The sequence below is a fragment of the Acidovorax sp. SRI_002 genome (assembly GCF_057586455.1).
In genome coordinates, this window is record NZ_JBYCZW010000005.1 from 351,195 (window position 1) to 369,900 (window position 18,706).

The following is an 18,706-nucleotide window of genomic DNA, read 5'->3' on the forward strand; positions in this document are numbered from 1 at the left end:
GGGAACAACCCTTGTCCGAGCGGCTGCGGCGCAGGGCGTTCCCTATCAATCCCCCCTGGGGATCTGCTGGATTGGAAACCTGCTGGAAGAGGCGCCGGTAACGCGATGTAGACCGCGCCCCGGAAGCCCGCGACTAAAACGCCGTTGGCGTTGTCGACAATGACTCCAGCCACGCCACCGTGGCCGCCAGCTCAGAAGGTCGGATCTCGTGCGCGCTGGGGAACTCGTGGTACGTCACCGTCACCGGCAGCGGCGCCATGTGGTGCGCAATGGCCTGCGCGTGGGCCAGCGGGATCACGTTGTCGTGCGTGCCGTGGCTCAGCCACAGCCGTTTGCCCCGCAGCGCGTCGGCGGGCGCACTCAAAGGCACCACCTGCTGCAGCAGCCGGCTGTGCCACACCAGCGCGGCCTGCATCAGCGCGGGCCGGGTCAGCAGCAGCGACAGCGCCATGATGCCGCCCTGGCTGAAGCCGCCCACCACCACGCGCTCGGGCGGAATGCCCAGTTGCTCGGCGGCAGACTCGACCGCCTGGGCTACCAGGGCTCGGCTTTGCGCTTCCTGCTCTTCGTTGATGGTGCGCTCGCCACCGGGCTCGATGGAAAAATCAAACCACGCGTGCGCGCCCGGCCCCATGCGAAACGGTGCGCGCAGGCTGAGCACGTGGAACCGATCCGGGATCTGCGGCGCCAGGCTGAACAGGTCCTGCTCGTTGCTGCCCACGCCGTGCATCAGCACCAGCAGCCAGGGGCGGGGGGTGGTGGAAGCAGCGGGGCGCTGCAAAAATGTGAGCGGTAGATTGAGCATAGACAAGCGCCAGCGGCATTTTTAGCTAAAAAACTTACTTAACCCTCACGTCCTGCAACAGGCTCCAGGGCAAAAGCATCCATCGACAGCATGCTGTACATCACCTCGCGGCTCAAGTAGTTTGCGTGCAGATCGTCGCCCGCCGCGCCCAGCGCGAAGAAGATGGGCAAGAAATGGTCTTCGGTCGGGTGGGCGCGGCTGGCATGGGGGGCCTGGGTACGGTAGTTGAGCAGCGCGGCCGTGTCGCCACGGGCCAGCGCGTCCTCGATCCAGCGGCTGAACTCCAGCACGTAGGGCGCGGGCGCACGCTCGCCGCCAAAGAATTCGGCCAGGTTGTGCGTCATGCTGCCGGACCCCACCACCAGCACGCCCTGGCTGCGCAGGCTGCGCAGCGCGGCACCCAGTGCATACACATCGGCCGGGCCTGCGCCCACGGGCAGAGCCACCTGCACCACGGGCACGTCGGCCTGCGGGAACAAATGCATCAGCGGCACCCAGGCGCCATGGTCAAAGGGGCGCGCGGCATCGCCCTGTGCGGCCACACCGGCGGCCTGCAGCAGGCCCAGCACCTCTTGCGCCAGCGCAGGCGAGCCTGAGGCGGGGTATTGCAGCTGGTACAGCGCGGGCGGGAAACCGCCAAAGTCGTGCCACGTGGCGGGCTGCGGGCCGGTCATGACCTGGGCAGAACGCGCCATCCAGTGCGGCGACATGATGACCACGCCCCGCAGGCCAGGGTACTGCGCCTTGAGGTTTTCACCCCACTGCGTGAGCGCGGGGCCGGTGGTGCCAGCATCGATCGCAAACAGCGGCGCGCCGTGCGATACGAACAAGGCGGGAACCACAGCGGGAGCAGTGAGGGGGGCTTGGGCAAAGGCAGTCATGGCAATTCCATCCGTGAATGCAATGAATGTAGGACTGATAGCACCTGATACCAAGCCCTGCTGGCCGGACAGATTGTTCTACAGATGATGCCAATGCGCCATCGACGGTGGCCGTGGAGATACCCACCACACAGGGAGCCCCGGTTCAAGACCCGTCTCGCACCCTGCCCCGCAGTGCCTTGGTCTCGCTGCGCTGGGTCTTGCCCTCCAGCCGCCGCTGTTTCGACCCGAAGGTGGGTTTGGTGGCGCGGCGCACCCGGGGCGGCACGGCCACAGTGTTGATCAGCGCGTTCAGCCGCGCGAGCGCATCGGTGCGGTTTTGCTCCTGGCTGCGGTACTGCTGGGCCTTGATGACCACCACACCCTCTTGCGTGATGCGCGTGTCGCGCAGGGCCAGCAGGCGCTCTTTCACGTCCTCGGGCAGCGACGATGCTGCCACGTCAAAACGCAGGTGGACGGCGCTTGATACCTTGTTGACGTTCTGCCCACCCGCGCCCTGGGCGCGCATGGCGGTGATCTCCACCTCGTCCTCAGACACCTGCAGGGGCAATGGGGGGGCCATATATCTCCGGATCTATGGGTCCCCTTACCGCCTGGCGTCAGGCCGCAGGCTGCTGGGCCAGCAACTGGGCCAGGCCGTCAATCGCCAGGCCATAGCCCAGCACGCCAAAGCCGCACATCACAGCCTTGGCGGCTGCCGCCATGTACGAATGGTGGCGGAACGCCTCGCGCGCATGCACATTGCTGATATGCAGCTCAATCAGCGTGATGCCGGTACCCTTGGTGGCATCGTGCAACGCGATGCTGGTGTGGGTGTAGGCCCCGGCGTTGATCACCACGCCTGCCAGCTCGCCCGCTGCGTGCAGGCGGCCTGCCTCGTGAATCCAGTCCACCAGTGCGCCTTCGTGGTTGCTTTGGTGAAAGCGCATCGCAAAACCATGGCGCTCGCACGCGTCGGCGCACAGCTTTTCGACATCGGCCAGCGTGGCCGCGCCATACACAGCGGGCTCGCGCGTGCCCAGCAGGTTCAGGTTGGGGCCATTCAGGACAAAAACGGTTTTTTTCTTCACAGACATGCGGCACTCCGGGGGCGTTGCGCCTGCCACGCTGGCAGGCCAGAGTGCGCGATTATGCGGCGCCCCGCGCGCACCGTGCGCGCGCCAAAATTCCCGCGTCAAAAGAAAAGCGGCCCCGAAGGGCCGCTGTAAAAGGCAGCCTGTGCAAAGACGCTGCCTGTGAGCGACTGGCGCCCAAGAGGTTGGTTACACAACGCGGCAACTCGGTCAGGCTGCCAGCGGATCAGACCAGGATCAACGATCCCAGCGGCCGTGGCCATACCCATGGCCATATCCGTGGTGGCGGTGGTGCCGATGGTGGCGGTAGCCGCGATCACCGTAGTACACGACCGGGGGCGGTGCGTAATACGCTGGGGGAGGCGCGTAGTACACGGGCCGAGGGGGTGCGTAGTAAACGGGCGGGGGCGGCGCCACATACACCGGGGCGGGGGCGTAGTAGCCATTGCTGGCCCCCACCACCACGCCAGGCACGCCAATGCCAACCGACCAATTTACGTCGCGGGCCTGGGCTGCGCCCGTGCCGGCCAGCAATGCCAGCGCCACGCCAGCCGAAGCGGCCATGGCATAGATAGAACGGGTTTTCGTCATGGAAATCTCCTGTTTGAGCGAGGGCAGCCAGCCAAATGGACTCACCTCACCGGTACATAACGCACCAAGTAGGCAAAAGGATGGCACAAAATCGTCTTTACGTTGTGTCTGGACGTATACGCGCCTGTTTCTATGCGTAAACCATCACGAAACCGGCGCCTAAAATGGCTGTATGAGCACCCCCTCCCCCGCCAATACCGCCGCCACTGCCACTTCTGCGGCCCCTGAAACCGTCAAGCCCAGCAACTTTTTGCGCCAGATCATCGAGCATGACCTGGAAAAAGGCACCTACACAACCCGCCGCTGGGCAGGCACCCCCGGCGACGCCGCCCACCACGCCCAGGGCGAGCCCGACCCCGCCAAGATCCGCACCCGCTTCCCGCCCGAGCCCAACGGCTACCTGCACGTGGGCCATGCCAAGAGCATCTGCATCAACTTTGGCCTGGCGCGCGACTACGGCGGCATCTGCCACCTGCGCTTTGACGACACCAACCCCGAAAAAGAAGACACCGAATACGTCAACAGCATCATCGACGCGGTGAAATGGCTGGGCTTTGACTGGAACGGCGCACCCGACGCAGCCCCCTACCAGGCCAGCGACTACTTCGACTTCATGTACCGCGCCGCCGAGTACCTGATCGAAGCCGGCCACGCCTACGTGGACGAACAGACGGTGGAGCAGATCCGCATCAACCGGGGCGACTTCAGCAAGCCCGGCGTGGACAGCCCCTTCCGCAGCCGCACCCCGGCCGAAAACCTGGCCAAGTTCCGCGAAATGCGTGACGGCCAGCACGAAGATGGCTCCATGGTGCTGCGCGCCAAGATCGACATGGCCAGCCCTAACATCAACATGCGCGACCCGGCCATCTACCGCATCCGCCGCGCCACCCACCACAACACGGGCGACACCTGGTGCATCTACCCCATGTACACCTACGCGCACCCCATCGAGGACGCGCTGGAGCAAATCACCCACAGCCTGTGCACGCTGGAGTTTGAAGACCAGCGCCCCTTCTACGACTGGCTGCTGGAGCGGCTGACCGAAGGCGGCCTGCTGGCCAGCCCGCCCCCCCGCCAGTACGAATTTGCGCGCCTGAACCTCACCTACGTCATCACCAGCAAACGCAAGCTCGCCCAGCTGGTGTACGACCACAAGGTCAGCGGCTGGGACGACCCCCGCATGCCCACCATCGTGGGCCTTCGCCGCCGCGGCTACACGCCCGCCTCCATCCAGACTTTTGCCGAACGCATCGGCGTGACCAAGTCCGACAGCTGGATCGACTACAGCACCCTGGAAGGCTGCCTGCGCGAAGACCTGGAGCTGAAAGCCCACCGTGGCATGGCCGTGCTCAACCCCGTCAAGCTGGTGCTAACCAACTGGGACGACGTGATGGGCGCAGGCCACCTGGAGCCCTGCAGCCTGCCCGCACTGCCCCACCCACCCGAGGGCGTGGAAAGCCCCGTGCGCCACTTCACCATCGGCAAGGAAGTCTGGATCGAACGCGAAGACTTTGAAGAAGTGCCGCCCAAGGGCTACAAGCGCCTCTTCCCCGGCAACAAGGTGCGCCTGAAGGGCGGCTACGTCATCGAATGCACCGGCTGCACCAAGGATGCGAACGGAGTCATTACCGAAGTGCTGGCCACCGTGGTGCCCGACACCAAGAGCGGCACCCCCGGCGCCGACAGCGTGAAGGTGAAAGCCGCCATCACCTGGGTGGGCGTGGCCGACGGCGTGAATGCCGAAGTGCGCATGTACGACCGCCTGTTCCTGGACGCCCACCCCGACGCGGGCGGCAAGGACTTCATTGAAAGCCTGAACCCGAACAGCCTGAAGGTGGTGACCGCCATCGTGGAGCCGTCACTGGCCAATGCCAAGCCGGACGACAAGTTCCAGTTTGAGCGGCATGGGTACTTTGTGGCGGATCGGGTGGACCATGCGGCGGGCAAGCCGGTGTTTAACTTGGCGGTGGGGTTGAAGGATTCGTGGGGGAAGTGATTACCTCCTGATTGGAAAGAAGGCCAGCAAATTTCCATATTTGCTGGCCGTTTTCTTTTGGACTGATGACAGCTTTCGATGCGAAACGGCCTGTCACAGTGCAATATAGATCTGTCATTTGCTGCCGTTTAGTCAAAGTCCCCGCCTTCAGATGAGAATTTTCTGCGTCGAACACTTCGCATCTCAAGGGGTAGGACATCAGCTACCCAGTAGCTTGGTGTGAAAACACAGTCTGCGACTTTGGGCGGAATGGCGAATGATGCTGCTGTGCAAGCTGCAGCCTGAAAAGCGAGGAAAACAACATGCTGCTAACCGATATCACCGTCGAGCACACCCTGGTGTCCAAAAAGAATGGCGTTCGTCAGACCTTCTTACTGCATCCGTTTACCGATACACAGCGAGATTCACTCGGTAAATTTGAGATCGTTCGCGACATCAGCCAGCCAGGATTCAAAGACGTTAAACGTTCAACCTTCGTGACGTTTCAACAACTGGCAGAGTTGTATGCAAAAGGTGCACTCGAAGAATTCGGGTTTTCCGTTCGCATGTGTCCGGGTCAGGGCACGTACCCCGCCAAGAATCCAGCAAAAAAGATACTGCCAACCAGCATCAGGCCGGGCTCACCGTTCGACGTGGCTGTTCAAAAGGTGGATATTTCAAAACCTGCGACTCGCGAATTGAGAACCGCCTTACTTCGCACCAACGTCACCCTTCAAGGGTGATGACGCTGATTGAAAGGAAAGTCCCTGTGAACTCATCCGTTGCCCATGCTGAACTCATCGCCACTTTCCAGCGGGCGCAGGCAGATGCCGCTCACAAGCTCGGATTGATCAAAGCTGCGGCGAACAAGGGGCCCAAGGCAGTCCAAGCCGCCACGGAAACGGCTGCAAAGGCCGTAAAACGCAGGGACTCGTATGCAAAAATGCTGGACAACCTGGGGGTGAGCCTCAAGGATTGATGGTGGCCCAGCCTAGGGACCGGCACCGGCCAGTAGCCACCGGCTGCACCTGGCCGCCAGAGACAGATAAGTGCTAGAGACCAATTGCATGATCCATGCAAACCGCCCATAGTCTCCCACGGGGTGCAGAGCGAAACCTGCGATCGGTCGGCAAAGCACCCACAACACGCGACACACCGGGCAGAGATCGAGCTACCGCGCCGCAAGCGCCACGCCATTTGCGATAGAGACACCGCCATGCTCCCTTCCTCACCCCTGCCGCTCACATTCACCCCCACCTTTGCCCACATACCGCCCGGCCCGCTGGCAGGCCCCTTGCAGTTGCTGCCCATCAACGCCGCCGCAGTGGCAGTCCACACCGCCGATGGCGCGCATGTGGGCTCGCTCAAGCTGGTCGGCGGGGTGTGGAAGTTCAAGGCCATGGGCTACGACGCTGCGGGCCGCATGGAGCCGGGCCATGGGCCGCTGACGGAACAGCACAACATGGCATTCGCCACGCTGGATGCGGCCGAGGTGAGTGCGCGGTTGCTGGGCGCGTTGGGAAGCAATCCGTAAGAAGCACTCGCACTCATGCATCAAACCCTTTTTTGCTTTCAATTTGATAGCAGAAAAGGCAATACCATCAGGCGGAAACGGCCCATTTCGCCTCTATTTCCGCTCCACCACCGCCCGCAACGGCTGCCCGCCTGTGGGCAGCTGAAACACCAGCCCCATGGCCTGCACCTGCCAGCCTTGCTTGGCCACGGTGGGGCTGAGCTGGAAGCCCGCCATCACGCAATCGGTCGTGCGCACCTCGCCTGCTTCGGGCGGGCTGCCCAGCATCTGGGTGTAGGTCTGCGGCGCTTGCTGCGGCTGCGCCGCCTGCCCCTCTTTCACCAGCACCAGGTATGCCCTTTCGCGCGCGATGGGGGCGGCGGGGTCGGCGCCGTCGGGGCGCAGGGTGAGGGGGAAGTCGGGCACGGGGGTGGCGGGGTCAAACACCAGCTGGGGCGTGAATTCGGCCTTGGTGGGTGCGCCGTTGCTTTGGGCCCAGTGCAGGCGCAGGTAGGGTGGGGGTTCCTGGGCGGACCACATCAGGTGCACGTCGTTGCCGTGGGTGCAGTAGCTGGGGTGGGCCACGGGGTGGGGGTGCGTGGGCCATTGGCCGCCGCCGTGGCGCTGCTCCACGCGCAGCAGGCGGTTGTCGGGGGTGCCCAGCAGTGACTGGGTGTAGATGAGCCCCACGCCGGGCAGGTGGTAGCGCTGCACGGGCTGCACGGTGTGGGCCAGCGGGGGGTTGCTGGCGGGCAGCTCCCGGCGCTGGGCCACGTCGCGTGCTGCGGTTTGCAGGGCGCTTTGCGCGAGCAGGCTGGCGTAGATGGGCACGGCGGCAATGGCCAGGCCGGTAAGGCCCAGCACCAGGCTTTCAGCGCGCGAGAGTGCGGGCCGCACCCAGCGCCCGGCCAGCACATGGCCGCCAAACCACACCACCGGCCCCAGGGTGTAGAGCGACAGCACAAACACGCCCAGCGCAGCGGGCCCGCCCACGGCGCGTGCGGGCAGCAGCACCGTCGCCACTGCCAGCAGCGCGGCCAGCACCGACACCAGGCGCACCGCCAGCCAACTGCCCACGCGGCGGCTGGGCTTGAAGTAGCGGCTCTCCAGCCACAGCAGCGCTACCACCACGGCCAGCAGCCCGGCGGCCATGCGCCACCAGGCCTGCTGCTCGGCGGCGGGCATGCGGGCGAAGGTGTCCAGCATCTGGGGCCAGTCCATGGGCGTCTCTGTTCAATGCGGGTGGTGGGTGGGCTTGGGCTTTGGTGCTTAAGCGCCTCAGCGCCCTATTGCTTCTATTTTTATAGCTATCAGTGCTTATCTATCAGGCGGTAGCGGCCAATTTGGCCCTCAAAAAAAGGTGGTTTACTGCGCCCCACACACAAACTCCACCGCCGCGCACACCGCCGCCACCTGCGCCGCGATGCACTGCTCGGGTGTGGCGCGCGGGCTGTCGGGGTAGACCTCGGTGGTCGTGGTGTAGCGCGCCCCGGTCACGCTGGCGCACAGGCCCCAGGCCTTGAATTCGTAGCGGATCACGCCGGGCTCGGTCACGGGCGAGCCGATGATTTCGTTCTTTTCATCGGACGGCGCGATGTGCGTGACGCGGCCCACGGCCTCGATGATGGCTTGCTGGAAGACGGGCTGCGGGTTCTCGGTGTCGTCCACCAGGTAAAAGCCGTCGGGGATGCTGCCGGGCTCGAACACCTTGCCGTCGCGCGCGGCCACGGCGGGGCGGTATTCGGATTCGTCGGTGTCGGTGGTTTCGTGCAGATCGATGTGGGCAGTGAACTGACCATATTGGCCTTGGTGCTGCGCCACCAGCCGCATGAGGGCGATGGATTCCTGCGCGGAGGAGCCTTCTTTGAACGAGCGGTTGGGGTCGATGGCGTCAAAGTTCCAGCGCTGAAACCGCTCATACGCCCAGGGGCTGACGCAGGGCACCACCAGCAGGTTGGCGCGGCCCGCAAAGCGTTCGGCCTGGGTATCTACAAAACGCAGCGCGCCGTGCACGCCGCTGGTTTCGTAGCCGTGCACCCCGCCGGTGACGAGCACGCTGGGCAGGCCGGGTTGCCAGTTGCGGCTGCGGATGGCGCGCAGCGGAAAGCGCTCGGCCGGGTGCTGAGCATCGGCATAGACAACATCGCCATACAGCTCCACATCAAACCGGCCCCGCAGTGCCTCGATGGCGGTGAGCACGTCGTCGGCGTAGCTGCGCTGGCGCACCTGGCGCGCGCGCCACTGGTCGCGCTCTGCGGCGCCCCAGGGCTGGCCGGGCGTGCCGATGGGATAGGTGTGGGTTTCTGGCATGGGTGCGTGGGTGCGTAGATATTGGATGGGTTGCCCAGGCAGAACCTGGGGAGGTGCAGGGCATTCATAGAATACCGCGATGCCCTTCCCCCTGATCCGGCCCCTGCGGCTGGCTACCTCGTCCTTGGTTCTGCTGCTCTGCGCCCTGGTCGCCCACGCACAGAATGCCCCTCCACCCACCGCCCCCCCGGCAACTCGCCCTGCGGGCAGTGACCCGGCAGACGGCACCACACCGCCACCGGGGGCCGCTGCAGCCTCTGTACCCACCGGGGCGGATGCCGCCCTGCTGTCGCGCGATGCCCGGCGCATTTATGAGCTGTCGCGCGACAAGCTGGTGCAGATCCGAACGCTGCTGCGCAATGCCAACACGCAGGCGTCGATTGGCTCGGGCTTTTTTGTGTCGGCCGACGGGCTGATCGTCACCAACTTCCATGTGGCCAGCCAGCTGGCGCTGGAGCCCGAGCGCTACCGGGGTGTATACGTGACGATGGAAGGCCAGGAGGGTGAGGTGGAGCTGCTGGCGTTTGACGTGCAGCGCGACCTGGCCGTGCTGCGCGCCAAGGGCCGCACGGCCGCTGCGCCGGTGCTGGGCTTTCGGCCCGCGGAAGAGGCGCTGGCACAGGGCGAGCGCATCTACTCGCTGGGCAACCCGCTGGACATCGGCTTTGCCGTGACCGAAGGCACCTACAACGGGCTGGTCAAGCGCAGCTTTTACCCGCGCATCTTTTTTGGCGGCACGCTCAACCCCGGCATGAGCGGCGGCCCGGCGGTGGACGACGCAGGCCGCGTGCTGGGCGTGAACGTGGCCAAGCGGATGGATGGCGAGCAGGTGAGCTTCTTGATCCCGGCCGAGTTTGCGCAGGCGCTGGTGCAGCGTGCGGCCAACGCCCAGCCCATCACCCAGGCCGCGCATGCCGAGATGACGCGGCAACTGATGGAGCACCAGCAGCTTCTGACAGACCGGTTCCTGAAAGCACCGTTTCGCGAGCAGCGCCACGGCAACTACCGCGTGCCGGTGCCAGACGATGCGCTGGCGCGGTGCTGGGGATCGGGGCGCGACCCGGCGTTTCCGGGCCTGAACCTGGAGCGCACGCAATGCCGGGCCGACAGCGATGTGGTGGCGGGTGAATTCAACACCGGCGCAGTGCGCCTGAGCTATGAGGCCTACAACGCCCCCACCCTGGGCGCTGCACGGTTCGCCCGGATGTTTTCCCAGAGCTTTGCCAACGAACAGCTGCAACGGCGCGGCAACCGCCACCAGACGGCCGCAGAGTGCAGCGAGCGCTTTGTGGACCCCGGCAGCCTGCCGCTGCGCGCGGTGGTCTGCCTGTCGGCCTACCGCAAGCTGCCCGGCCTGTACAACATGACTATCCTGGCCGCGTCCATCAACCAGCCTACGCAAGGCGTGCTGGGCCGCCTGGACGTGCAGGGCATCGCTTTTGACAACGGCATGAAGCTGGCCAGCCACTACCTCAAGGCCTTCCGCTGGGAGGCCGCACCATGAGCACGATGCCGACCACCCTGGGGCTTATCGAAGCCTTTGACCGCCACGGCGCATTGCTGGCGCGCGCACCCATCACGCGCTGGCCCGTCACAGTAGGCCGCGCGCTGGACTGCGACCTGGTGCTGGACGACCCGTTTGTGGCGCCCCGGCACCTGCGCATCGACCGCGCGGTGAACGAGCCACGCACCGTGCAGGTGGAGGTGCTGGAGACGCGCAATGGCGCACGCCTGCAGCGCAAGCAGCACGGCCCGGGCGAGCACTTTGAGTGGCCCGACGCCACGCCCATCGACCTGGGCCACACCCACATCACGCTGCGCCTGGCAGATGCGCCGATTGCCGACGAGCAGCCGCTGCCGCAGTTTCCGTGGCGCACGGTGGGCACCACGGCGGTGCTGGTGGCGCTGGTGCTGCTGGCGGGGCTGGGGGAGTCGTGGCTGGATGCACGCGACACTTCGCAATACCTGAAGGCCGTGCCGGGCGTGTTGCTCACGCTGCTGGTGGTGCTGGGCGCCTGGTCGGGCGTGTGGGCCGCGGCCAACAAGGTGTTTGCGGGCCACCTGCAGTTCTGGCGCCACGTGCGCATAGCCTGCGCTGCGGCCCTGGGGGTGGATGTGGTGCATCTGGTGGCCCACCTGACTGCATTCGTTTTCTCGCTGGAGGTTTTTTCGCAGTTCGCCAGTGTGTTGATCGTGCTGGTGCTGGCTGGTGCGCTGTATGCCCACCTGGCGACCGTGCTGCCGCGCCGCCGCGTTGGCCTGGCGTGGATGGTGGCTGCGGTGGTGGCCCTGGGCGTGCCGTCGTGGCTGGGTGCGCAGTGGCTCAACAACATGCGCTTGTCGCAAACGCTCTACATGAGCAGCCTGTTTCCGCCCAGCCTGCGCGTGGCCCCGGCCGTGCCGGTAGAGCAGTTTCTGCAAGAAACCGAGTCGCTGCGCAGCAAGCTGGACCGCCGCCTGAGCGATGACGGCCAGGCGGACGATGACGAGTAAAAAGTAGCACCGCGCAGAGCGCTTCACCGCAGCCCTACTACCCGCGTCTATCCCATCCACCCATGCGCCGCCGCAAGCTCCACCACCACGTCTACGTGGTCGAACTCTCCAAAGACGTTCTGCTGGAGCCGCGCTTTCGCCGGTGTAACCCGGGCTACATCGAGGGCAAGCCCTGCGTGTATGTGGGCATGACCGGGCTGGACCCGGATGTGCGCTTTGACAAGCACAAGGCGGGCATCCAGGCCAACCGGTTTGTGACGCAATACGGCCTGCGCCTGCTGCCCGATCTGTACGAAGGCTTCAACCCCATGAGCTACGAGGATGCAGTGGACCGGGAGATCGAGATTGGCATCGACCTGCGGTCGGCGGGGTTTGGGGTGTGGCAGGCATGAACCCGATGGTCGCTCCCTACGGTGGACGAACTTCCTTCTTCTTCGAATCGGGCGCACTTTACTTTTGATAGCTGCCAGCGCTCACCCATCAATCGCTGGCACCCAATTTCATTCAAATTCATGGGCCCTGGGCTTCGCGGGCGGCGTCCGGCAGTGCCCTTTCGCGGCCAGCACAGAAGGCCACACACCGCCAGCTTCAGTGCACACGTCCCCGCACAAATTGCAGCGTGGTGTGGGCCACGCGTTCCCCCAGGTGCCGCGCCGTGGCCAGGTCTGCCTCCGGCGGCACCAGGTCGGCGCCCTGATCAGTGTTCGACTGCGCGGCGGCACCCAGCCAGAAGCCCAGGCGGTTCAGGTCTTCTTCCGACCCGGTGGACGAGCAGTTGCCAGGGGGCAACGCCAGGTTCACCCAGTGCATGCCGTGCTGCGCGGCAAACAGGGCCATCTGCATCAGGGTGGAAAGCTTGTCCCCTGAGCGCGAACCAGAGTTGGTGAAGCCTGCGGCGATCTTGTCCTTCCAGCCCAGGCCCTTGGCCATCACCACGTTGGACGTGGCCTCCTGGAAGGCCTTGAACTGCGCGGAGGCGCTGGCGACATAGGTGGGCGCGCCGAAGATGATGGCGTCGGCGGACGCCAGGTCATTCCATCGTGAAGGCGCTTCCTCCACCGTCATGAGGAGGGGCTCCGTGCCCTCCACCTGCGCCACGCCTTCTTTCACGGCCTGCGCTTGCCGCGCCGTGTGGCCGTAGCCGCTGTGAAAGACGATCGCAATGCGCACACCGGGGGTGCTGGTGGTTCGGGGAGTGGGCGTAGTCATGTTCATGCTTGAGTTCATGGGTTAGGGAACTGTGGGTGAGGGGATGGGGGTGTTGGGTGGGCTTTAGTGGCCGTGCACCACCTGCTCCAGGCGCTCCAGAATGCGCGGCCACAGGCCGCCCATGCGCTCGAAGCTGATGCCGTCGTTGGGCCGGAAGCCCGCCTGCTCCATGCGCAGCAGCGTGCCGCCGCCGTGCTCCTGCAAGGTCCAGGTGATGTGGGTGATGAGCCCGTTGGCCGACTCGGTGCCGTTGCCCCAGCGGTAGGCAAGCTGGCTGGGCGCCTCCACCAGCGTCACCTCGCAATGCGTCACGCCCGACCAGCCGGGCAGCGGCTGCGCGCGCACCGTGAAGCGATGCCCCACTTCGGCCACGAAGTCGTTCTCCATGAGCCATTCCTCCATCAGCCAGGACTGCGTGAGCGCCCGCCAGACCTTCTCGCGCGGGTGGGGTATCTGCCGCTCGAACACCAGGGACTGCGTGCCTGGCGCCGTGGGGGCGGTGGCGTGGGATCGGGTTGCATCAGCCATGGCGCACCGCCTGCAAGGTAAACGCAACGGCAGGTGCAGGGCAGGAAAGGTGATGGCGGTTCTGCATGGTGTTTTCGGTGGTGTGGAGTTGCGCAGTCATTGGTCCATGCGTCCCAGCAGGTTCTCCAGGTCATCCAGGCGCTGGTTCCAGAAGCCGGCATAGACGCTCATCCAGTCCACCAGGGGCGCCAATCCTTCGCGCCGCACCTGGTAGTAGGTTTCGCGCCCGGCACGGCGGTCTTCCACCAGCCCCGCACGCTTGAGCACGGCCAGGTGCTTGGACACCGCCGGTTGGGAAATGTGGGAATGCCCCGTCAGCACATTCACGGTCTGCTGCCCTTCCCGGGATAGCTGCTGAAAGATGGAACGGCGCGTGGGGTCTGCCAACGCCGCGAAGGTCAGGTCTTCAGGGGATTTCACAAAATATAACTCATTGGTTATGGATGAAAAATAGTAACCAAATGGCTATGAGTTGGTCAACCCTCCACAAAAAAATGCAGGCGCGCTGCGCAGAACACGGGATGGTTTGTGCGGCCCACCGGGGCGGCACGACAATGCAGGCCCACACGACCCATCCACCCGCTGCGGGCCGGGGAATCCGCCCGTGGTATCCACCCTTTGTCCTTGCCCATGAACTTCGCAGACCGCCTCAAGCAACTCCCCTCCGCCAGCCACCTCGCCGCCTTGCACCTACTGGGCGCGGACGACCAAGTGCCGGCCACCATCGAGAACAAGCCCGGACAGACCGGGTCGCTGGTGGTGTATGCCGCGTTGGCGGCTTTATACGGCGGCCGCATCACGCCTGCGGCCGCCACCCTGGGGCTGGAGTGGTATGCCGAGCATGTAGCCGATGCGCGCACCTTCCCCGGCAAGCACCCCAACATTGACCGGCTGCTGGCCTGGGCGCAGGGCAGCGAGAGCTTTGGGGTGCGGACGGTTGTGGCCTGAAATGCTGAGGCTTTGCCAAAAAGTTGGCCGTTGCAACAGCGGCGTGTCGAAAACGCGCAGGTCCGTTCGTCGTAGGGGTGTGAACACGTTGAATAACCGATATGGTTTGGCGGTTCACGCTTTCATCCACCACAGATCTACACCCCAAGGAGACCCGAGCATGACGACCAACATCAACACCGGTACCGTCACCCTGCACCGCGTGCTGCGCGCCCCGGCAGAGCGCATCTACCGCGCCTTTCTGGACCCAGACGCCATGTGCAAATGGCTGCCGCCCCACGGGTTTACCGGCCGGGTGCTGAGCATGGACGCACGCGTGGGCGGGAGTTACCGCATGCAGTTCACCAACTTCAGCAGTGGCGGGACGCATGCGTTTGGCGGCGAGTATGTGGAGCTGGTGCCGGGCGAGCGCATCGTGCACACCGACCGGTTTGACGACCCCAACCTGCCGGGCGAGATGCGCACCACGATCCAGCTGACAAAGGTGATCGCGGGGACCGAGGTGTCCATCGTGCAGGCGGGCATCCCGGCGGTGATCCCCACCGAGATGTGCTACGTGGGCTGGCAGGAGTCGCTGCAGCTGCTGGCGCTGCTGGTGGAGCCAGAGATTCCGGGCGAATAACTCAGACGCCCAAAGCCTCAGGCCCTGATCACTTCAACCACTTGTCTGCCGCCTGCTTGATGGTGCCCCGGCTGTCCACCAGGCCCCACACAAAGCCCATCACACGCACATAGTCGGCGTCGTCGGTGGGCAACATGAAGCCCAGGTAGTTCTTGGGCGTGAGCGGCGCATCCACAAACGCGGCGTGCAGGCGGGGGTCGGCCTTGGCGTAGTGCAGGGCTTCGTAGGTTTCGGTGATCATCACGTCGCCCTTGCCTTCGGCGATCAGCGCGGGGATCTCGGCGTTCTTGTCGTGCGTGCTGACCTGAGCGGCCTTGAGGTTGGCCAGCACATAGGTTTCGTTGGTGCCGCCGGGGTTCTTGATGACGCGCACGGCGGGCTGGTTCATGGCATCTACGCTGGTGTATCTGGCCTTGTCGGCCGTGCGCACCAGGGCCACTTTGCCAAAGGGAGCGTAGCCGGGCAGCATGTCAAAAATGCGCATGCGGTTGACGTTGCGGGTGATGCCGCCCACGGCCACGTCAAACTTGTCGCCCTGCAGGTCCTTCACCAGGTTGGGCCAGGTGGTGGGCACGTATTCGATCTTCACGCCCAGCTCCTTGGCCATGGTTTCAATCACATCGATGTCGTGGCCGCTGTAGCCCGCGTCGGTCTTGATGGCAAACGGGCGGTAGTCGCCGGGCGTGCCCACGCGGATGACCTTGGCCTCCATGATCTTGTCGAGCCGGGGGCCGGCTTGTGCTGCCTGGCTGAAGGCGAGGGTGGCGGCCACGGCGGCCAGGGCAAATACTTTTTTGGCGATCATTGGGCGAGACTCCGAAGGAAGAGGGATAGGCTGTGCAACTGCAAACATCTGCGTGAGCGGTGCGCAACAAAAGGATACAGCAGCCCCTCGCTACGCAGCGTGCCCAGCGAGTCGGCCGGATGAGGTCCACCAGTTCAAGGCACGCCGCACCCGTATCCATAGTCTGCACACTGCCGTCAGCCTTGAATTGAACCGCGCGCGACTGCGGTCAGCGTGGCAAATGAAGACGACGGCCAAGCAGCAGGGACTCAACCCCGCCGCGCAGCGACGCCGGAGGGCTGCCTGACCTCAGCGGCTGAGTTCGGGCACGGTGCCGCTCATGACCTCGGTGGCACCCAGCACGTCCTCGCGCAGGCGCAAGGCCCGTTCCTGCGTCGCAGGCAGGCCGCCAAAGCGCATCGCGCAGTAGTTCTCCAGCGCCCGACTCAGCCAGATGTGGGCCAGTGGCGCAAGCCCTTTCGCAGAAGACCAGTGCTCGCGCACGGACTGCCCGCGCAGCGGCGGGTGCCGGTAGGCGCGCAAGCACCAAGTCATGGCGCGGGCAGACAGCTGCATGGACCGTGCAGGAAACCACCGCGACAGGCCCCACGCCACAGCCAGTGCCAGGCGCACGCCCCATCGATGGCGCCGACGCCACAGCAGCCATGCCAGGACCACGAAAACCAGCCATAGCAATAGACCGAGCAGACTGCTTGCCCCGCCGCTGCCCGGTGGAGGCGGCTGCATGGACGTGTCGTCCTGCCCGCCAGTCCCCACCGCGCCACCTGGCCCGCCGCTGCCTTTCCACCAGTTGCGCAGCGCCTGGGCTGCGTCCAGCGCCCCGTTGATAGCACCGCGCTGCCACTGTGGAGCGAACGGGTCGCGGCCAGCGTCCCGCATGGAATCCAGCATGCGATCCCACTGCGATGGGGGCGTACCGGGCTGTAGCCGCGACTGCCCCTGGCGCGGAGGCGCCCCCCAGCCGGAGCCCTTGCCACCCGCACCACCTTGACCGCCCTGCCCCCGGGCGCGTTGGTCCGCAACAGGGTCGCTCTGCTTCCCGAAAGGCGGGTCGAACAAACCCGGCGTATCGCCACCCGGCAAGAAGCCAAAACCGAGCACCGGCGGCCGGGGTGCAAACAGGAACAGTGTGGTAGCAATGGCAAAGGACACCGCCACGAAACCTGCCGTCATCGACAGCTTGGTCCAGCGCGACAGGTCTACGCCTTCGGCATGAAGCCAAGCAAGCGTCAGCGCACCGCACAGCCAGGCCGGCCCCAGGTAGAACCACAGGCTCCAGTCAGCAGCGTAGTGCGTGGTGGTCAGAAAACATACCGTGAAGATCACGGTCATCGTGAGGTACAGGTCACGCCGCGTGCGCAGCTGGGCCGCCCGCGCGCCCATCACGACCAGCAGCACCATGCACACCCAGCGCGGGAAGGAGAAGAGAAGGATGCCTGGGAACACAGCCAGCACAAAGCCCAACAGACCCAGCACCTGCCATTGCCTGCGGCCTGCACCCTCGGGGCCGCGCTGGTTAAACACCCCAGCGCCAAAGCCAAGTGCCGCCCACACCAGCCACAGCAGACAGGCAAAACCGAAGGCCCGATAGCTCCGTTCCACGTAAGAGAACGCAAAGGCTGTGAACAGATAGCTAAGCCCTGCGAACACGATGGCGCCCCGACTCTGCAGCGGGGCCGACGGTTCTTTGTCCGCCCGGCGGGTGCGGTCCCTGGTGGGTGCGGGCCGCGCGCTGGCGGAGGCCCGGGTGGACGCATTGCCGGGTGTGCTGCCAGACCTCATGGTGCCTCCATCCAGCTGACTGCACCGGCCCGCTGGGCCACGGCCTGCAGGCCCTGGGCAGCTACCAATTGCGCCGGACCAACAACATGTCCCAAGGCGATGCACACCACCACTGCGCAGGCAACGCCCTTCAACTCTGCCAGCGCTGCTGCCAGGTCGGCCTGCACCATGTCGCCCGGCACGACCAGCGCGATCTGATCGCCCACCCTTGCAACCGCAGCCACGCGCATGCAGGCTTCGCACAACTGGGCAGGACTTGCTGGCTGCGCCGCAGCCAGGGCCGTGCGCACCAGGGCAGCGCCCTGCACAGGCTCGCCATCGCCCGCCAAATACAGAAATGCCTGTGCACCGTGTCCTTGGGCTGCATCGAAAACCCCCGCCGCCAGGCGGATGGCCTGCTCCCCCGCGCTGGCGGGGTTGCCCAAGGCTGGCGCCGCAGGCGCATGCACAGCCACCCGCAGGACCACGGCCCCCAGTTGCTGGAAGTGCTGGATCACCAACTCGCCCACCCGTGCTGAAGCGCGCCAGTTCACCCGTCCTACTGAATCGCCCTGCTGGTACTCGCGCAACAGGCCCAGCTCGAACGATTGGCCCGTGTGGCGGGTGGCGAGCGTGCCCGAGGGGTCGGGCGATACATTCCAGGGCAGCGGCCAATACATCGCTTGGGGCTTGGGCAGTACATGCACTGCGATACCGGTGTGCTGCATGGCATGCCGGGCCTGCACCAGGCCCAGCGGGAAGCCACTGGCCAGACGCACGGCAACCAGCCGGTAGTGACCCCGGCATGCAAACCGCACTTGCCGGCCCAGTTCAACGGCCTTGCCTGTGCGAACGACGGGAATCGTCTGGCGCAGTGTCAGGTGACGCCCGGCCCATTCCCATTCGGTCTCCACGTCCACCATGAAGGCGGGCCAGCGCACGCTGCGCTCCACCACGATGCCAATGTCGCACCCAGCGCCTTCGATCACTTCCCCACCCAGACCATCGGCCCGCAACCGCACGGCCATGCCGCGCAGCGAAAGCCAGGGCAGCACGAAGCCCATCACGGTCACGGTGGCGAGGAACAGGAACATGCCGTAGACCATGGGGTCTCGGCGGTTGAGCGCCGCCAGCAGCAGCGTGCAGCAGAACGCGAGCAGTACGCGTGATCGGGTCAGCAGTCGCTCCATGG

General features: G+C 65.3%; 22 protein-coding genes. 9 read left to right on the top strand and 13 right to left on the bottom strand.

What is annotated here, in order from left to right:
- Positions 1-133: 133 nt before the first annotated feature.
- The 5 genes from AC2YJX_RS15910 to AC2YJX_RS15930 form a co-directional block, all read right to left on the bottom strand.
- A complete protein-coding gene (locus AC2YJX_RS15910; RefSeq protein WP_055393569.1) occupies positions 134-805 on the bottom strand; it encodes an alpha/beta hydrolase in 672 nt (223 codons plus the stop codon).
- A gap of 38 nt (positions 806-843) precedes the next feature.
- Positions 844-1,686 (bottom strand): DODA-type extradiol aromatic ring-opening family dioxygenase, encoded by an 843-nt coding sequence (locus AC2YJX_RS15915; RefSeq protein ID WP_487256603.1) that lies wholly within the window; start codon positions 1,684-1,686, stop codon positions 844-846.
- A gap of 145 nt (positions 1,687-1,831) precedes the next feature.
- On the bottom strand, positions 1,832-2,248 hold the full coding sequence (gene arfB, locus AC2YJX_RS15920; RefSeq protein ID WP_487256604.1) for an alternative ribosome rescue aminoacyl-tRNA hydrolase ArfB: 417 nt from the start codon (positions 2,246-2,248) through the stop codon (positions 1,832-1,834).
- A 37-nt stretch (positions 2,249-2,285) separates the two neighbouring features.
- Complete coding sequence (gene aroQ / locus AC2YJX_RS15925; protein WP_487256605.1) at positions 2,286-2,762, bottom strand: type II 3-dehydroquinate dehydratase; 477 nt, start codon at positions 2,760-2,762, stop codon at positions 2,286-2,288.
- A gap of 234 nt (positions 2,763-2,996) precedes the next feature.
- A complete protein-coding gene (locus AC2YJX_RS15930; protein ID WP_055393575.1) occupies positions 2,997-3,350 on the bottom strand; it encodes a hypothetical protein in 354 nt (117 codons plus the stop codon).
- Between the two features lie 172 nt (positions 3,351-3,522).
- On the opposite strand from AC2YJX_RS15930, the gene AC2YJX_RS15935 reads away from it, so the two are divergent.
- From AC2YJX_RS15935 to AC2YJX_RS15950, 4 genes are all read left to right on the top strand, one after another.
- Positions 3,523-5,346, top strand: coding sequence for a glutamine--tRNA ligase/YqeY domain fusion protein (locus AC2YJX_RS15935; protein WP_207402244.1), 1,824 nt, complete (start codon positions 3,523-3,525; stop codon positions 5,344-5,346).
- Positions 5,347-5,648: 302 nt separating this feature from the next.
- Entirely contained in the window at positions 5,649-6,068 is a 420-nt protein-coding gene (locus AC2YJX_RS15940) for a hypothetical protein (RefSeq protein WP_055393579.1), read from the top strand.
- Positions 6,068-6,304: a hypothetical protein gene (locus AC2YJX_RS15945; RefSeq protein ID WP_487256606.1), complete on the top strand. Its 237-nt coding sequence runs from the start codon at positions 6,068-6,070 to the stop codon at positions 6,302-6,304. Before AC2YJX_RS15940 ends, AC2YJX_RS15945 begins: the two co-directional genes overlap by 1 nt.
- A 237-nt stretch (positions 6,305-6,541) precedes the next feature.
- Positions 6,542-6,859 (top strand): hypothetical protein, encoded by a 318-nt coding sequence (locus tag AC2YJX_RS15950; RefSeq protein WP_228894418.1) that lies wholly within the window; start codon positions 6,542-6,544, stop codon positions 6,857-6,859.
- Between the two features lie 93 nt (positions 6,860-6,952).
- On the opposite strand, the gene AC2YJX_RS15955 is transcribed toward AC2YJX_RS15950, so the two are convergent.
- On the bottom strand, positions 6,953-8,059 hold the full coding sequence (locus AC2YJX_RS15955; protein ID WP_487256607.1) for a hypothetical protein: 1,107 nt from the start codon (positions 8,057-8,059) through the stop codon (positions 6,953-6,955).
- 144 nt (positions 8,060-8,203) lie between these two features.
- Positions 8,204-9,148 (bottom strand): M14 family metallopeptidase, encoded by a 945-nt coding sequence (locus AC2YJX_RS15960; RefSeq protein ID WP_487256608.1) that lies wholly within the window; start codon positions 9,146-9,148, stop codon positions 8,204-8,206.
- A gap of 79 nt (positions 9,149-9,227) precedes the next feature.
- On the opposite strand from AC2YJX_RS15960, the gene AC2YJX_RS15965 reads away from it, so the two are divergent.
- The 3 genes from AC2YJX_RS15965 to AC2YJX_RS15975 all read left to right on the top strand — a co-directional run bounded on the left by AC2YJX_RS15965 (position 9,228) and on the right by AC2YJX_RS15975 (position 12,033).
- Complete coding sequence (locus AC2YJX_RS15965; protein WP_487256609.1) at positions 9,228-10,652, top strand: S1 family peptidase; 1,425 nt, start codon at positions 9,228-9,230, stop codon at positions 10,650-10,652.
- Complete coding sequence (locus AC2YJX_RS15970) at positions 10,649-11,641, top strand: FHA domain-containing protein (RefSeq protein ID WP_487256610.1); 993 nt, start codon at positions 10,649-10,651, stop codon at positions 11,639-11,641. Before AC2YJX_RS15965 ends, AC2YJX_RS15970 begins: the two co-directional genes overlap by 4 nt.
- Before the next feature lie 62 nt (positions 11,642-11,703).
- Positions 11,704-12,033: a hypothetical protein gene (locus AC2YJX_RS15975; protein WP_010460358.1), complete on the top strand. Its 330-nt coding sequence runs from the start codon at positions 11,704-11,706 to the stop codon at positions 12,031-12,033.
- Positions 12,034-12,229: 196 nt separating this feature from the next.
- Here AC2YJX_RS15975 and AC2YJX_RS15980 read toward each other — a convergent pair whose 3' ends face one another.
- The 3 genes from AC2YJX_RS15980 to AC2YJX_RS15990 form a co-directional block, all read right to left on the bottom strand.
- A complete protein-coding gene (locus AC2YJX_RS15980; protein WP_487256611.1) occupies positions 12,230-12,856 on the bottom strand; it encodes a flavodoxin family protein in 627 nt (208 codons plus the stop codon).
- A gap of 57 nt (positions 12,857-12,913) precedes the next feature.
- Positions 12,914-13,378, bottom strand: coding sequence for an SRPBCC family protein (locus tag AC2YJX_RS15985; RefSeq protein WP_228894403.1), 465 nt, complete (start codon positions 13,376-13,378; stop codon positions 12,914-12,916).
- Between the two features lie 96 nt (positions 13,379-13,474).
- A complete protein-coding gene (locus AC2YJX_RS15990) occupies positions 13,475-13,798 on the bottom strand; it encodes an ArsR/SmtB family transcription factor (RefSeq protein WP_431152429.1) in 324 nt (107 codons plus the stop codon).
- Between the two features lie 210 nt (positions 13,799-14,008).
- Between AC2YJX_RS15990 and AC2YJX_RS15995 the strand changes: the two genes are divergently transcribed.
- Positions 14,009-14,326, top strand: coding sequence for a DUF2322 family protein (locus AC2YJX_RS15995; protein WP_487256612.1), 318 nt, complete (start codon positions 14,009-14,011; stop codon positions 14,324-14,326).
- Between the two features lie 160 nt (positions 14,327-14,486).
- Positions 14,487-14,948: an SRPBCC family protein gene (locus AC2YJX_RS16000; RefSeq protein WP_487256613.1), complete on the top strand. Its 462-nt coding sequence runs from the start codon at positions 14,487-14,489 to the stop codon at positions 14,946-14,948.
- Between the two features lie 28 nt (positions 14,949-14,976).
- Here the strand turns inward: AC2YJX_RS16000 and AC2YJX_RS16005 are convergent, their stop codons facing one another.
- The 3 genes from AC2YJX_RS16005 to AC2YJX_RS16015 all read right to left on the bottom strand — a co-directional run bounded on the left by AC2YJX_RS16005 (position 14,977) and on the right by AC2YJX_RS16015 (position 18,704).
- On the bottom strand, positions 14,977-15,753 hold the full coding sequence (locus tag AC2YJX_RS16005) for a transporter substrate-binding domain-containing protein (protein WP_487256614.1): 777 nt from the start codon (positions 15,751-15,753) through the stop codon (positions 14,977-14,979).
- A gap of 288 nt (positions 15,754-16,041) precedes the next feature.
- On the bottom strand, positions 16,042-17,535 hold the full coding sequence (locus AC2YJX_RS16010) for a TgpA N-terminal domain-containing protein (protein WP_431152425.1): 1,494 nt from the start codon (positions 17,533-17,535) through the stop codon (positions 16,042-16,044).
- The gene (locus tag AC2YJX_RS16015; RefSeq protein ID WP_487256615.1) at positions 17,532-18,704 is read right to left on the bottom strand and encodes a DUF58 domain-containing protein; all 1,173 of its coding nucleotides are present in this window, start codon (positions 18,702-18,704) and stop codon (positions 17,532-17,534) included. Before AC2YJX_RS16015 ends, AC2YJX_RS16010 begins: the two co-directional genes overlap by 4 nt.
- Between the last annotated feature and the right edge of the window lie 2 nt (positions 18,705-18,706).